Below are 15,501 nucleotides of genomic sequence, written 5' to 3'. Positions count from 1 at the left end.
GGTAATTTTAGATGGAGGGATCGATCAATAGGAGGTATGAAAAAGGATTGCAAAGAAAAAAGGAAAAGCGTGATGATTTTTCTAAAAAAGATGTTTTAAAGTGGTTTGTAGAGGGGTAGATATTCCTATGTCAATAATGGATATTTTAAGGAAGTGTTACTGTGACGGGAATTCTGCGATCTAGCGTACTATCAATTGTTATCAGTAAATGCCCGGTATAAGTTCCACTTGGGTATGTAATTCCTGGTATAGCTCCTACTCTTAATAGACCTCTATAAACGAATGTGCTTATCATAATGGTTTCATCAGGAGAAAAAACAAAGGTTCTTTCATTACTCATGCTCATTCTATTCATTCTGTAAATAAAATAGATATCTTCAAGGTCAGATAAGCCAACCGTATTTGTTGCTATTACTTTAACGGACACACTTATTGAAGACGTTGACTTATTTTGTAGAACAACTGTGTTTGGAAAATCATTTGCAGGTAGGACGCCAATCATAGAGCTAGGTAACCTACCATAATTAAGCGCTAAACTCTGATTTTCTCCAGTAGCAATTCGAGTAGTTTCATTCTCAGCTGTTCCAGGTAACAAATTGACGAAAAATAATGGATCAGTTGCTGTGGAAGCGTGGATATGGAAAGAATCTCGAGCCTCAAAGGAAGCGCTCGAGATCGTTGCAGATACGAAAAGCATCATAAATAAACAGCTAATAAACTTAAGATACCGCATTAACTTCAGGCCTCTGTTTACGCGAGGGGATTGCCAACACTGTAACGAAGCTAGCGAGACTCAGTAGTATAAGGAAATATAAATAAGGTTGAACGAGATTCACGACATATCCGACATAAGGCAGATGTGTGACGTACGCGCCATTTAATCGGTCTGGAGTGACAGGATACTGATCAACTAAGGTATTTGCATCACCTTTCGTCTTGATCGTTTGTGAAGTCACGTCTACTTCTAACACACGGTGAAGGACGTTTTGTCCGACACCAGCGTCAGTAAAGAGAATGATATCACCACTAGCTACCTGAGAAAGAGTAACGGGTTTAGTAAAAACGATGGACCATTTAGGTACGGAGTTATCCATACTATCACTAATTACGACAGAGCCTGAAAGAGGGCTTAGGACAAGTACTGACGCAACGATGGCAGCTAATGCAAGGAAGCTTACTAGTAATGTCATCATAGTGGATCTCACGTTTTTACTCATAGTTATCTTTCACCTCCGGCTAATTGTTCTGCATATATCGTAAAGGTAAACGATTCTGTTTGATTTTGATACGTATTATCTGCCTCTGTTGGTAAAGCAAGTGTGATGGATAGATCTACTGAATCGCCGGGCGCTAATTCAAAGAAAGGAATAGCAGTCGTTTCGGTAATATCAGAGATTTGACTAGATTGTTCAGAGAAAGATAAAGGAGCACCATTGTTCGTAACACTAATACCATCTATAGTCGCAAAAAGACCATTGGAACCATCCCAAAGGACAGTACTGTCAGTTGTGTCGTCACGCGAGAAGTAGCCATCAAAGATGAAAGGAACAGAGCCAGTGTTAGCAACAGTTATTGTCTGAGTGCGGAAGTCTCCAGGAATCATGTTATCAATAGAAAAATTGATGTCAGCTTTGTTGTCGATAACTACGTTGAGTTCAGCTGTTTCCGTCTCATTTGGGGTTGTTGTATCCTCATCATTAAATATAGCCGTCGTTTCGCCAATGAATGTGAAGGACAACAAAAGTATGAATACAGAGAAAACCGTAAGCACTCGTTTTACCATAAAGTCCACTCCTTGTCATTTTTTGTAACTCTCAATATTTGGATTTACCCAGGAATAGACATCTTTAAACAAGAGACTTACTATTTTTTACAAGGTTTTTATGCAATTGTGAAAATAATCCATCAGTAATAGTCCCAAATTTTACTTGATAGTCCTATACTTGAAGCGTATACTAAAATTACATAAATTTTGCTTTCTAAACCAGTTCATTATCAGGGGGATAATATAAATGATTACGACATTGCGAGAGTCGATAAAACGCGACATTGAACGATTAGTAGAGTCAGAAGTCCAGCACGTTCGTGAAAGATTTGAAGAAACGCATCAAACGATCGAATTGACGGATGAATTATTTCTTGAAGATTTTATCCACTCCTTACCTACCTCAACAGGGGTTTATTTAGTTTCCCTAGATCTCACTTCCTACGCCAGGACCGTTGCTCCAGCCCCATGGATCAACGAGCTCCTTTTTGATTGGAATCAAACCCCGGGAAGAGTACCAAAGCTTTCTCAACGAGTATTACGAGAAGAATATGGCCCTTTGCATGAGACAGAATTAGCAAATATGCCGTTTTATTTAGGGAAAGTACGTAATAGAGAGATTGCACCTAAAAATGATGGGATACAAGGTAGAATTAGAGAACATCTCATTCGTCCTAAGAATACGAATACGTATTCTATGAGACTATCCGATCAGCCTACTCGACTAAAGCTATCTACGAGAGTCCATATTAAATATTGCGAACTAGAGGGATATGGGACAGATGATCTTTATTTCTTAGTAGAAAAAATGGAGCAAGAATTGAGAAATGAAAAGGCATATATTATTGGAGGATAAATCTCCTAAAAGCACGCATACTGAACCAGTATGCGTGCTTTTTTATGTCATGAAGCCCATTATGCATAACGTGTGTTGACTATAAATAGTTATCGATACATTAATACGATATCGAGTCAAAGTAAATTTTCCTTTATCCTTTATTTAAAATGTGGCTATGTGATGCATTTTAATTATGGGGAAGGTCTAGTCACAAGGCATTAACTACACGTATAATTGAACCTGTATACATGCATACCTACCCTTTATTATCCAATTTAATGAACTGATTGTTGCATTTACACTATAACAAAGTACCAAAGTTGCTTTTCAATCTAGGAATATTCTTGCTATTCTATTAATCTAAATAAAGGACAATGTAACATGTGGAAAGGGTGACAAAATGATTCCTATGGACACAGTGGGCAAACAAATACTATTTCATTCGCCGCAAGAAGACATTTTTAAACAAGCGATGCAGCAATTGCCTCAACTATCTAATCTTCATGTTTCTAACGCGGAATGGATTCCGGATATTTATCAGTATGACATCATGTTTTTTTATGTAGAGGATCCAATCACAACGTATCGAACCCATTTTAAGCAAACATCAACGGTTAAATGGTTTGATAAGAGTATCGTACTAGTTACGAATACAGATCGAATGGAAGAATCTATTTCTCTATTAAACTTCCCAGCTATTAAGGGAGTCGTATCAGTTACATATCTAGAAGCGAATATGAGTACAATCATGAAAGAACTAGAAAACGGCTCGTTTATTCTAGATTCAGGTCTGTATTCACAAGTCTCTACCTTTTTAATGAAGCAGTACAAGCGTCGAGAACCAATCAGTCGATTTGAACTAGATTATACACGCGTGCCTGTAAGAATGTCTCAAAGCGAAAGAGACATCCTTCAACTGCTTTTGGATGGAAAAGATACAACGACGATTGCAAAAATGCTTTATTTGAACACGACTACAGTAAACAGTTACATAAGTAAGTTAATTAAACGTTGCGAAGCAAAGGATCGCACCGACCTCGTTGTTTCCTTAATACGCAAAGGATGGGTTAATTCTGTGAAATAATCGTAAGAGCTGTTTGCGTCATGCAAGTGTGATACACTACCTTTACATTGATATGAAGGGAAGACTTGAAGAATGGCTAAGGTAGTGCTCGCGACAGTGTTATTTATATTTGGGGTACTTCTTTTTTCAGCAATGTTTGCTGATTTTTTTGAAACCACGCCTTCCACTACAACCTCTGTAGAGCAGGAAGTTGGTCTTACAAATCCCTCTTACTCAGAGATTAATCAACTGTTAACTGATAAAGCTCTTGAGAATAATGTCCCACCGGAAGTAGTAAAAGCGGTCGCCTATCGGGAATCTCGTTGGCGCCAATTTGAAGACGGGGAGCCACTCATAAGCTTTGATAATGGGATAGGTATTATGCAGGTGACCGATACTGGCTATGATACAGACAGACTTAAGACAGATATTTCGTATAACATTGATATTGGCATTGAGATTTTATTAGATAAAGCTGCTATGGCAGGTAGTACACTTCCGACAATTGCTAACGCAGATTGGCGCGATATTGAATACTGGTATTTCCCTGTGATGGCCTATAACGGACTAGTTCATGCTAATAGCCCAATCATTCGTGCGACTGGTGAACGTAATCAGGATGCTTATCAGGAACGTGTCTTCCAGTCCATACGAGATTTTAATCCTAATATCTCTTTATCGCCGATCACGATTAGTCTTGAAGACTTAAACTATGATGAGAACTATTTGCTTCGTTTTGAAACAGACGTCCTTACTCTTGACACGCTCGGACAGAGTAGGTACACGCTAGAGGAAGGCGAGGAACTAGTTGTCGTTGAAAATGGAGCGAGACTTCATGATCGACCATCTGATGAGTATGCAGAAGTATCTCAAGTAGAACAAGGAGACGTTGTCACTTTGCTAGATGTCGTACTTCCTGAGGATTCGCACTTTTCTGGACGTAATCAAATCAGTAAATCAGCACCATGGTTTTTAGTTGAGTCATCTGATGGAGACGAAGGATATATGGAAGCTTACACACTTGAATAAGTAGCACAGACCTTCACTTTTTTATAGGTGAAGGTTTTTTGTTTATTAGAGTTGATCGCGGTCAATAGTGGAGGCTGTGCGGGCAATAGTGAAAAGCGTGCGAGCAATAAGAAATCACAACACCGACCAATATCGAAACCCTTACTAGTAATCTATCCCTGCTAGAAGTGTATATACACCCTTCTTTATCCATTTGCTGTAAAATAACCTCTCACATACTTTTATCCTATATTCAAAAGTGAATCCTCTGAATTAGTTAATTAGACTCAGTTTACCAGTATCTTCGTTACTCGAAACACCTCTAATATAGTGAATTTTCATTCAATTACGCCTGTAGCCTAATAAAATGTGGGATAAGTCTTAGAAAACCCCTGTCTAAATGAGACAAAAATGAGTTCTTCGACCCTCGAAGTAAATCTTCACCGTTCGCCAACGCTTTTCTAAAAAACATGAAAAATGCCAGATTCTATATAGAGAAATACACATTCTACCAGGATTCACCACTTTGTAACATTATGTCGAAATATTATCAAACTAGGTTAATAGGAGTATCGACTTATCACCTACGTATAACTTTAGTTATATTCTCGCAATTGACAACAATCTGAAAGCATTATACTTTTAAACTGCTTTCTGTGAAACTAGCAGGGGTAACTAATTTAAGGGGAGCGATCACATGAGTAGAGGATGGAAGGGATTCACGCTAATTTTGCTTTCGCTATTACTACTATTTTCGTCATTCGGAACGGTAGCGGCGAATCCAAATATGGGGCAACAACTAACAGAGCAAAAGCAATATGGGTTAGAGAGCTTTGATGTTAATCCCGATGAGAGAGTTCGGGTGTTTATCGAGCTTGAAGAAGAGCCAGAGGTAGAAAGAGCAACACGTCGAGGTGTTAAGCTTGAGGATCTACCTGCCGCTGAGAGACGTAATGCACGAGCAAACGTTGAGCAAAGTCAGCGCAAAGCGAAAGAGCAAATCGAAACAAGACAGATCGATATAGACTTTTTAGAAGAAGTAACGGTTGTAGCTAATGGATTTAGTGCAGAGCTAACGTTTGAAGAAGCGCAAAAGCTCGAATCTATTCCTGGAGTTAAAACTGTAGAACTTGTTAACGAATATGAGCGTCCAGAGGCGCTTCCAGATACAAACTATGGCGCGGAAATCGTAGAAGCGATTAAGACGCGTGAAGACTATGGATATTACGGAGAAGGCATGGTTATTGGAATCGTGGATTCCGGTGTTGATCCTGCTCACCAAGACTTCGTATTAAGTGAGGGTGTTGAACAAGCCATCACGGAAGAAGATGTAGTAGCAGCGGACTTACCAGGTTCTTATTTCACAGAGAAGGTACCTTACGGTTGGAACTACATGGATCAAAATAACATTATTCAGGACATTGCACCAGGAGCAAGTGATCACGGGATGCACGTAGCAGGTACTGCAGGTGCAAACGGCGATCCGGAGAACCGTGGAGTACGCGGAATTGCTCCAGAAGCACAAATTTTAGGCTTGAAAGTATTTGGTAACGACCCAAATATCCCAACGACTTACGGAGATATTTATGTAAAAGCAATGGATGACGCATTAAAGCTAGGCGTAGATGTATTAAACCTTAGCTTAGGCTCTACGGCTGGATTTACAAATCCAAATAGCCCAGAAGCACAGGCTGTACAGCGTGCGAAAGAGAACGGCGTTATCGTATCGATTTCAGCTGGTAACTCGGCGCTCTTCGGTAATGGATATCTTTCTCCATTCCTACAAAATCCAGATGTTGGATTAGTTGGCGCGCCATCAGTATCGCCAGCGTCTATCTCGGTTGCATCGAGTGAAAACACGATGCTTCAATCAGAGGTACTGCGTGCTGAGGCTGATTCTACAACAGAGCTTGTTGGTTATGGATCATTCTCACAGGCTAACCCAACGAATGTATTTGGCGAAAATGGGGCAGACGTGGTACACGTTGGCTTCGGAACGCCAGCTGAGTTTGAAGGTGTCGATGTAGAAGGAAAAATTGCATTGATTTCTCGTGGAGAAATTCCATTTGTGGATAAGACGTTGAATGCGCAAGCAAATGGCGCAGTTGCAAGTATTATTTATGATAATGCACCAGGACGAATTAACATGGCTTCTGATGGAGCCATTACGATTCCACACTTATCGATCACACAAGAAGATGGTCTTACGTTAGTGTCTCTACTAGAAGCAGGTGAGACAGTGACGATCTTCTTTGACGAAGCACCAGAGGCAGTAGCGAATCCAACTGCTGGTCAAATGTCTGATTTCTCTTCATGGGGATTGACTCCTGAGCTTGAGTTTAAGCCAGAAATCACAGCTCCAGGTGGACAAATTTACTCCACATTAGAAGAAGGAGAGTATGGTGTGAAGAGCGGTACGTCCATGGCAGCACCGCACGTAGCAGGTGGGGCAGCTCTAATTATGGAGCGAGTGGACGAAGAATTTGGCTTTACTGGACTCAATCGTTCGGAGTTTGTACAGAAACTATTGATGAATACAGCAGAACCAAAGCTTGATACAATCGGTCGCGACGATGCGTTCTATTCCCCACGCCGACAAGGTGCAGGAGAAATGAATCTGTATGCAGCAGCATCTACGCCAGCGTACGTCGTTGATGCATCAACAGACCAAGCAAAAGTTGCACTGAAAGAGTTCCAAAATCAAGCAAGCTTCGATCTAACTGTTTCGAACACAGCTGATGAAGCGATTGAATATGAGCTAGACCTTTCGTTACAAACAACAATGGGTGACAGTGGATTCTTTATTAATAACGGTAGTGCGGCTCTTGAGAATGCGGACGTTGCAGTAAGTGTTGATGGCTCTGCAGCTGACACGGTTGTCGTACCAGCAAATGGCTCAGCGACAGTATCTGTATCTCTTGATTTAACAAATGCAGAGGCATATCACCTAGGTGTTGGCTATCAGCCAGCAAGCGAATTATTCCCGAATGGGTACTTTGCAGAAGGGTTCGTTGAGTTACATGACGTAACCGATACGTATCCATCACTAAGCGTACCTTATGTAGGCTTTAACGGAGATTGGAATGCAGCACCTGTTGTTGATCCAGGTCTCTATGAGCCACTTGGGGTAACGTTCTATCAGCAAACAGGACTTGTTCGTTCTGCGGATAGCTTCTATGTAGGCTTTGATCCAATTAATGAAGCGTACCAAGCTAATCTTCAAGCGTTCAATCCAGCTGAGACATCAATCTTCCCAGTTGTCTCCTTCTTGCGTAATGCGCGAGTGGTGGAGTACAACGTCTTAGACGAGCAAGGCGAGCAACTTCGCCGAATTCGTACGGAAGAAAATGTGCGTAAAAACTTCTTCGACCGTGGAGCGGGTGCACAGGCTACTCCTGTGAGAGCTGCTACGTGGGATGGTACTGTACGTAATCAACCGGTGGCGGATGGCCAGTACTTCATTGAGGTACGTAGCCAAATTGCATTTGATGGTGCTGATTTCCAGAGCTACAAGCTACCAATTTACGTAGACACGGTAGCACCAGAATTTAGTCAAGTAACCTTTGATGGCGAAGAATTACTCTTTGATGTAAGTGATGTCGGCGTTGGGGTCGCGTATGTCGAAGTACTTGTTGATGGGGAAACTGTCGAAGTGGTTAGCCCAGAAGCAGGAGCAGTGGCAGTGGACGCGGAGAATGTGTCGGTAAGAGCGGTTGACTTTGCTGAGAACGTGTCGGAGGTTGTGGATGCGACGGAGCCTGGCCCAGTTGAGACGGGATTCCCTCAAATTTACATTGATACTCCGGACTTATTAGCGGCGTATGCGACTAGCGAGATTATCGTGAGTGGTCGTATCGAAAATGCAACGAACCTGTCTAGCTTTACGGTTGGCGGCGTTGATGTTGCGACGTCATTTGATGAGGAAGAGGGTTATCACACATTTAACCAGACGTTCTCTCTTGAGGACGAGGTACATCGCTTCCAGTTTGTCGCTAAGACAGCGGACGGTCGGGAGAACTCTATTAGTCGTCAGTTTATCGTGGATACGACAGCACCGGTAATTGAGGTTGGGAAGTACAAAGAGCGTGTGAATCGAAACACGTCTGAAGTGACACTTCCAATCACGATTTCAGATAACTTTGACGATCTCAGGTTTTATGTTGATGGAGATGAAGTATTCTACAATAATTTCGATGCTCCATACGAGAAGAGAAGTATCTCAGAGCAACTTGACCTGAAATTCACTCTTGCGCCAGGTCAAAACACGTTCGAATTAGAGCTTGTTGATTTAGCTGGTAATACAACCGTTGAGACAATTTCTATCGAACGCCGTCAGCCAGGCAATAACGGAAATGGGAACGGGAACGGCAATGGAAATGGAAATGGAAATGGTAATGGCAACGGTAATGGAAATGGTAACGGGAATGGAAACGGCCGTGGCAATGGAAATTGATAAGTAGCTTTTAGTAATGAAGAAGGGACCGATGTTTATACTCGGTTCCTTCTTTTTACGTGCAAAGAACGTCTACATGCAGACAGCGCGAGAGAGAATGCACACCAGCATAGAGGAAATGCACGTCGCGGAGCTAAAAATGCAGACGCTCTCTATATGCAGCTGTTGATTAAACAAAATATCGTTCGACTATTTAATACTAAAGCCTGCGAGGCTGTAATAGTAAAGGTGTACTTTTTGAGGGTGAATGAACGTGATTAATACGTGTATAAAGAAAAGAACTAAGAGAACGGTTGTTAGAACAGTTGCACCAATATGAGTAGATTCAGCCAATAGACGGCTTAATAGCCAAGGCGAGAATACTAATACAAATTTTACGACGTACGGCGTTATTTTCTCAAAACGAGTAGGGTATAAGAGAAGGATTCGTTCACCGAGGGTTTGCTTAGTCAAGGTAGGGATGAGTAGCCAAACGATGATGAAACCCGCGGATACTAATGGAATCTCTATTTGGATTGGTGGCTCTGGAGCAAAAAAGGTGTATAGAAGCCACGATGTACGAACGATCAGGTAATCGATACTAAGTGCAGCAATTTGTTTGAGAGCAAGAATGGAGTTAGTTTGCATGCGGATTCGCCTCCTTAGATGAGTATAAGTATAGCGGAGGGGTGGTGATGGTGGGAAGTGATTTGAGATGAGGAGGGAGAGGGAGAGGGAGTGAAAGGTGAGAAAATTTAGTGAGAGGAAAACCGAATGGAGTGAGCGGAAAACCCGGGTTTGTCAAATAAACTGTGTAAGTTTCTTACTCCAGGTACTTGGCAGCCCTAGTCTGTAGGCTTTCATTGATCAATAGCTGATTTAATACTTGGGCCCAGTTAGGAACGAAGCCAGTTGCCCATTTCACTTCTAATTCTCTAATCCGTAAAAAGAGTAGTTTTAATAAAGCATTCTCATGGGGGAATGCTCCTTTTTTAGTGACTTTTCTAAAGCTGGAGTGAACACTTTCGACCGCGTTGGTGGTGTACATGATTCTTCGAATCGCACTGCCATAATCAAAAAGCTGTTCAACGTGTTGAAGGTTTCTTCTCCAGACATCAATAGCGCCTGGGTATTGTGTCCATTGCTTCTCAAACTCATCAAAGGCTTTTCGGCAAGCTTTCAAATTTGGAGCACCATAAACGGTTTTAAGAGATTTAGTGAAAGCACGATAGTCTTTATAAGGTACATAACGGACAGAGTTGCGTATTAAATGAACAATACAACGCTGGACCACGACCTCTGGGAAGACGGCTTTAGCGCCTTCTTCTAATCCACTGACACCATCCATTGAAATAAAGAAGATGTCTTCGACACCTCGGGACTTAATCTCATCGAAGATCTGCATCCATTTGTGTTTACTTTCTGTTTCATTTAGCCACAAACCTAAAATCTCTTTTTTACCTTCAAGTGTATAACCGAGAATCGTATAAACGGCATACTTTCTCGTCTCGTGGTGGTTACGAATGGTGGTATACATACAGTCTACAAACAGAAATGAATAACAGCTTTGAAGTGGACGGAACTGCCACTCTTCAAGATCTGGCATCACACTGTCTGTGATGTCTGAGACCATCTCGTGAGAGATGGAAAAGCCATAGATCTCCTCAATTGTAGAGGAGATATCACGTTGTGACATACCTCTCGCGTACATCGAGATTACCTTATCCTCCATCTCAGAGAGATTCTTTTTACGCTTTGGGACAAGAAGAGGTTCAAATGATCCGTCTCGATCACGTGGCACTTGAATGTCCAGTTCACCAGAGCTCGTTTGAAGCGTCTTTTTCCCATAACCATTTCTTCTGTTTAGTGATTCTTTCTCTTCTTTACTGTTAGATTGGTAACCTAGATGGTGATTCATCTCGCCTTTTAGCATAGATTCAAACATTGGACCAAAGATATCTTTAAGGGCTTCCTGCATATCTTGAACGGATTCAGGCTCATACGTCTCTAGTATCTGTTTTGCCAACTCACTCGCTTTAGCATTTCGATCCTTTTTCACCATACCCATCCTCCTCCAACCATATGAATTTATCTTAACAATAAAAAACTAAACTGCGAAGTAAAAGTCGTACGCACTCTTACTTACACAGTTTAGTTTACAAGGCCGAAAACCCACACCACAAAAAACACGAAGCCTCCCCTCAAACCGAGGGAAAACTTCGTGCAAATTAATCATCACTTAATCAAACCTACTTCATTAACTTACTCACATCATTCGTGAACGCTACTGGATCCTCAATTGGAAGACCTTCGATAAGAAGCGCTTGGTTATAGAGTAAATTTGTATACAGCTTAAACGTTTCTTTGTCTTGATCAAACGTTTGTTTAAGAGAGTTGAATACTTCGTGGCTGTAGTTAATTTCTAATACTTTGTCCGCTTTGACGCCTTGGTTGTCAGGCATTTGCTGAAGGATTTTCTCCATTTCAATCGTTACTTCTCCTTCGGCAGTTAAGCAGACTGGGTGAGATTTTAAGCGTGTTGAGATTCGGACATCCTTGACCTTGTCAGCTAAGAGACTCTTCATTTCATCAAAGAGCTCTTTATTCTCAGATGCACTCTCTTCTGCTTCTTTCTTTTCTTCTTCCGACTCTAGATTTAAATCTCCACTTGCGATAGATTTAAACTCTTTGCCTTGGTATTCGCGCATCATTTTAATCGCGAATTCGTCCACGTCCTCTGTGAAGTACAGTAGCTCAAAGCCTTTATCCTTTACTAATTCCGCTTGTGGGAGCTTTTCCATACGGTCGATCGAGCTTCCCGTTGCATAGTAGATGAATTCTTGCTCTTCTGGCATTGCCTCTACATAATCAGCTAGAGAAACTAATTTTTTCTCCTTCGAAGAATGGAAGAGAAGAAGATCTTGGAGGTCCTCTTTATTTTGGCCGAAGTCACTGTAAACGCCGTACTTGAGCTGGCGTCCAAACGCTTCGAAGAATTTCTCATAATGTTCGCGGTCATTCTTTAGCATTTTTTTCAGCTGGGATTTGATTTTGCTCTTAATATTCTTCGCAATCATTTGAAGCTGTCGATCATGTTGCAAAATTTCCCGGGAAATGTTGAGGGATAGATCCTCTGAATCGACCATTCCTTTCACGAAGCTGAAATAGTCAGGTAGTAAATCCGGGCACTTTTCCATGATTAAAACGCCGCTAGAGTAAAGCTCAAGACCTTTTTCGAAGTCCTTCGAGTAAAAGTCAAACGGTGTCGTCTCTGGAATATATAAAATCGAGTTGTAGCGAATGGTACCGTCGACATGAATATGCTCGTAGGCAAGGGGCTTGTCGAAGCCATAACGCTTCTCTTGATAAAAGTTTTCGTAGTCAGCGTCTGTAAGCTCACTCTTATTCTTTCTCCAGATCGGCACCATGCTGTTGATCGTTTCTTCTTCGATCGTTTCAACTGTTTCTTCACTATCTTCCTGCTGCTCGTACTTCGTTACATCCATTTTAATTGGATAGCGGATGAAGTCAGAGTACTTCTTAATAATTTGCTTCAGTCGTTGTTCATCTAAATACTCATCAAATGATTCCTCTGCATCCTCTTGATTTTCCTTGAGGTGAAGGGTGATGGTAGAGCCAACAGCGTCGTAATCAGTAGGTTCGATAGTATAGCCGTCCGTGCCGTTTGATTCCCAGCGGAATGCTTGGCTTGAATCAGCAGACTTTGTCACAACCGTCACGCGATCTGCAACCATAAAGGCGGAGTAGAACCCAACGCCAAATTGGCCAATGATATCATGCCCATCTTTTGCTTCATTTTGTTGCTTAAAGGCAAGGGAGCCACTGCGAGCAATCGTCCCCAAGTTTTCTTCAAGCTCCGCCTCGTTCATACCAATTCCTGTATCGACGATCGTAAGCGTTCTGGCCTCTTTATCAGCAGTTACCTTAATATAAAAGTCATCTTGGTTAAACGATAGCGATTCATCGGTTAACGTGCGATAGTACATCTTATCAATAGCATCACTTGCGTTGGAGATGAGCTCTCGTAAAAAGATCTCCTTTTGAGAGTAGATCGAGTTAACCATCATTTCTAGCAGTCGTTTGGACTCGGCTTTAAATTCCTTTTGCGCCATAGAAACATCGTTCTCCTTTCGGTTTGCAGGTGTATTTTTAGCACTCGACATACCGGAGTGCTAATCCATGATTAATTGTACTAAAATGGACAGTATTGTCAACCGCTGACGTGTTTTCTTCAAAAGAAAGAGGGAAAATATACAACTTAGTAACTAGTTATGTTATAAGGAAAGAAGGATAATACGTAGGACTTGGCGAAGAAGACACAAGAGAATGCTGTAAAAAGGAGCGGGCGTATGACGACTGGATACAGAATTGGTGTTGATATTGGCGGCACATCCATAAAAGCAGGACTTGTAGCAGAGAACGGTAGAATAGTAGATTATTTAGAGGAAATGACACCGCGCGAACCTGACGAGGGTGTAGCAGTCATTACTCATATGGTAGGAAAGTGGACGGCAGAAACAGAGCATGAAATTGGAGTTGCGGCACCTGGACCGATCGATGTTGGGCACGGGAAATTTTTAGATCCACCTAATTTGCCGAACTGGCACGGCTATGAGCTCATTCGTGTATTAGAGGAGCGAATTGGACGAGTGTGTTTATTTGAGAACGATGCGAATGCCGCAGCTGTGGGCGAATACCTTGCTGGAGCGGGAAAAGGCTCCTCGAGCTTAGCGTATGTCACGATCAGCACTGGTATCGGAGCAGGATTTATTGTAGGAAAATCAATTCTTGTAGGTGCTCAATCTAACGCAGGTGAAGTAGGGAATATGATTATTGCGGATCACGGACCAGATTCAAAGGGAACAAATATTGGATCATGGGAATCGCTCGCTTCAGGCACTGCGCTTCATCATATTGTAAAAGATAAGCTTGGAGCAGACGGCGGTGCAGAGACCCTTTTCAAGCAAGTGCAGGAGGGGAATAAAGAAGCAAAAGTCATTTTCAACACGTGGCTGGAGCATGTTGCAAGCGGTCTTGCAAACATCATACATACGATCAATCCTCAGGTTATCCTACTTGGCGGTGGTGTCATGAAGGCTGACAGTCTCATTTTAGATGAGCTGATCGCGGCTGTTAAGAGAAAGGTATATGAGAGCCTAAAAGATTATATCGATATTAGGAAGGCATCACTCACACACGTTGGAGTGGTAGGAGCTTCGCAGCTCGGAATCGTGAAGCGAATTTAACACGATTTACGCGTTTTTAACGGAATGATTATACTAGATTTACATTTGTTCTATACACTAAGTGTGTAATCCCTTAGATATCCTTGTATTCCCTCTTTGAGAAATGCCCCTGCATTTCTCAAGCCATGATAGCCACTTATTCGGAATCTCCCTCGATCCGAATAAGTGGCTATTTTCTATTTATCTGGAAGGAAATCTTGATAGTACTCTTCTAATTCCACTATTACAAAAAAATGTCATCAACAAGCGTCAAATTATTGGAATTTAATTATTTCTAAAAAAATAAATAAATGGTACAATTGTTTTAGGCAATTAGTAATTGAAGGGAAGGGGATTAGATAAATATGGCTAGATTAAGATCGTTTAGGGGGGACTTTTACGAGGGTACACTCGTTATACTAGATATCGCAAGAGAATTCCCGTTAGGCGAAAAGTACTATTCTGGGGTTTTGCTTGACGAAGGGAAGGACCCAGAGTATCAATGGGTAAGCGAGACTGATCAACGTATCGTCCAAGGGAAAGAAAGTCACATGTATGTTAGTCCCTTTTTGAAGCCACTAGGCGGAAGAGTTGGACTAGGTACAAAGCTTCGGGATATTCTTGAAAAAGGCCCGGTGCATGCTCATTCATTAAGTGATTGGAAATAAGCTCAGTGTAGAAAAGCTATCTCTTCATGCAGAGGAGGTGGTTTTTCTATTTGTTTTGAGGAAAGAGCTGCTGTTAATAATAGAGTAGTAGTGGTCAATAGCGATAGCGGTGATCAATAAGAAAAATAAGAGAGATTAACTACATAGTTCTACATCACCTCAACTATTTTTTCTGTCACGAAATAGATTTGTAAGTAGTCGTATCCCTCTATTATTCATGATAGAATATGAGAAGAGCGCAAATGCCTTATCAGGAACAGGGGTGACAAATAAGATGAGATTAACTAAAGGTCATTATGTAAAATTAGAAGAAGCAGCTGTGGAGATTATGCATCGATTAAGCGATATTTTAAATATTAACTCTGTTTACGTCGCACGCAATGATAAGCAGCATGTGACAATCCAGCACGCCTACAATCGCGATGTAAAAGTGATTGAGGTCGGACAAGACTTTTTATATGAAGACTCCTACTGACAATTC

At 41.5% G+C, this 15,501-nt stretch carries 13 protein-coding genes; 7 read left to right on the top strand and 6 right to left on the bottom strand.

All coding sequences use genetic code 11. The features are described 5' to 3' along the window. Positions 1-145: 145 nt before the first annotated feature. From FLK61_RS16335 to FLK61_RS16325, 3 genes are read right to left on the bottom strand one after another with little or no spacing between them, the layout of a single operon-like run. Positions 146-733, bottom strand: a complete 588-nt coding sequence (locus FLK61_RS16335) for a hypothetical protein (RefSeq protein ID WP_176010427.1) — start codon at positions 731-733, stop codon at positions 146-148. Continuing rightward, on the bottom strand, positions 720-1,217 hold the full coding sequence (locus FLK61_RS16330) for a signal peptidase I (RefSeq protein ID WP_176010426.1): 498 nt from the start codon (positions 1,215-1,217) through the stop codon (positions 720-722). The genes FLK61_RS16335 and FLK61_RS16330 overlap by 14 nt, the downstream gene beginning before the upstream one ends. 2 nt (positions 1,218-1,219) lie before the next feature. Further along, positions 1,220-1,783 carry a COG1361 family protein gene (locus FLK61_RS16325; RefSeq protein ID WP_176010425.1) on the bottom strand — a complete coding sequence of 188 codons (564 nt, stop codon included), beginning with the start codon at positions 1,781-1,783 and terminating at the stop codon, positions 1,220-1,222. Positions 1,784-2,012: 229 nt separating this feature from the next. Here FLK61_RS16325 and FLK61_RS16320 point away from each other — a divergent pair, with 229 nt between their 5' ends. The 4 genes from FLK61_RS16320 (at position 2,013) to FLK61_RS16305 (ending at position 9,127) form a co-directional block, all read left to right on the top strand. Continuing rightward, complete coding sequence (locus tag FLK61_RS16320) at positions 2,013-2,621, top strand: hypothetical protein (RefSeq protein ID WP_176010424.1); 609 nt, start codon at positions 2,013-2,015, stop codon at positions 2,619-2,621. Positions 2,622-3,003: 382 nt separating this feature from the next. Further along, positions 3,004-3,687, top strand: coding sequence for a response regulator transcription factor (locus FLK61_RS16315; RefSeq protein ID WP_176010423.1), 684 nt, complete (start codon positions 3,004-3,006; stop codon positions 3,685-3,687). Positions 3,688-3,759: 72 nt separating this feature from the next. Then, entirely contained in the window at positions 3,760-4,695 is a 936-nt protein-coding gene (locus FLK61_RS16310) for a transglycosylase SLT domain-containing protein (RefSeq protein WP_176010422.1), read from the top strand. A 676-nt stretch (positions 4,696-5,371) separates the two neighbouring features. Continuing rightward, entirely contained in the window at positions 5,372-9,127 is a 3,756-nt protein-coding gene (locus tag FLK61_RS16305; RefSeq protein ID WP_176010421.1) for a S8 family serine peptidase, read from the top strand. Between the two features lie 189 nt (positions 9,128-9,316). On the opposite strand, the gene FLK61_RS16300 is transcribed toward FLK61_RS16305, so the two are convergent. The 3 genes from FLK61_RS16300 to htpG all read right to left on the bottom strand — a co-directional run bounded on the left by FLK61_RS16300 (position 9,317) and on the right by htpG (position 13,239). Further along, a complete protein-coding gene (locus FLK61_RS16300) occupies positions 9,317-9,754 on the bottom strand; it encodes a hypothetical protein (RefSeq protein WP_176010420.1) in 438 nt (145 codons plus the stop codon). Between the two features lie 175 nt (positions 9,755-9,929). Next, positions 9,930-11,174: an IS256 family transposase gene (locus tag FLK61_RS16295; RefSeq protein ID WP_176008377.1), complete on the bottom strand. Its 1,245-nt coding sequence runs from the start codon at positions 11,172-11,174 to the stop codon at positions 9,930-9,932. Positions 11,175-11,355: 181 nt separating this feature from the next. Further along, on the bottom strand, positions 11,356-13,239 hold the full coding sequence (gene htpG, locus FLK61_RS16290) for a molecular chaperone HtpG (protein WP_176010419.1): 1,884 nt from the start codon (positions 13,237-13,239) through the stop codon (positions 11,356-11,358). A 237-nt stretch (positions 13,240-13,476) separates the two neighbouring features. On the opposite strand from htpG, the gene FLK61_RS16285 reads away from it, so the two are divergent. The 3 genes from FLK61_RS16285 (at position 13,477) to FLK61_RS16275 (ending at position 15,495) form a co-directional block, all read left to right on the top strand. Next, positions 13,477-14,373 (top strand): ROK family protein, encoded by an 897-nt coding sequence (locus FLK61_RS16285; RefSeq protein ID WP_176010418.1) that lies wholly within the window; start codon positions 13,477-13,479, stop codon positions 14,371-14,373. Between the two features lie 344 nt (positions 14,374-14,717). Next, positions 14,718-15,020, top strand: a complete 303-nt coding sequence (locus tag FLK61_RS16280; protein ID WP_176010417.1) for a hypothetical protein — start codon at positions 14,718-14,720, stop codon at positions 15,018-15,020. A gap of 274 nt (positions 15,021-15,294) precedes the next feature. Continuing rightward, entirely contained in the window at positions 15,295-15,495 is a 201-nt protein-coding gene (locus FLK61_RS16275) for a hypothetical protein (RefSeq protein WP_176010416.1), read from the top strand. The last annotated feature ends 6 nt before the right edge of the window (positions 15,496-15,501 follow it).

The organism is Paenalkalicoccus suaedae (assembly GCF_006965545.2).
GTDB classification, from domain to species: domain Bacteria; phylum Bacillota; class Bacilli; order Bacillales; family Salisediminibacteriaceae; genus Paenalkalicoccus; species Paenalkalicoccus suaedae.
Note: the sequence above shows the minus strand (reverse complement) of the source record. Positions and strands in the feature narration are given on the sequence as shown.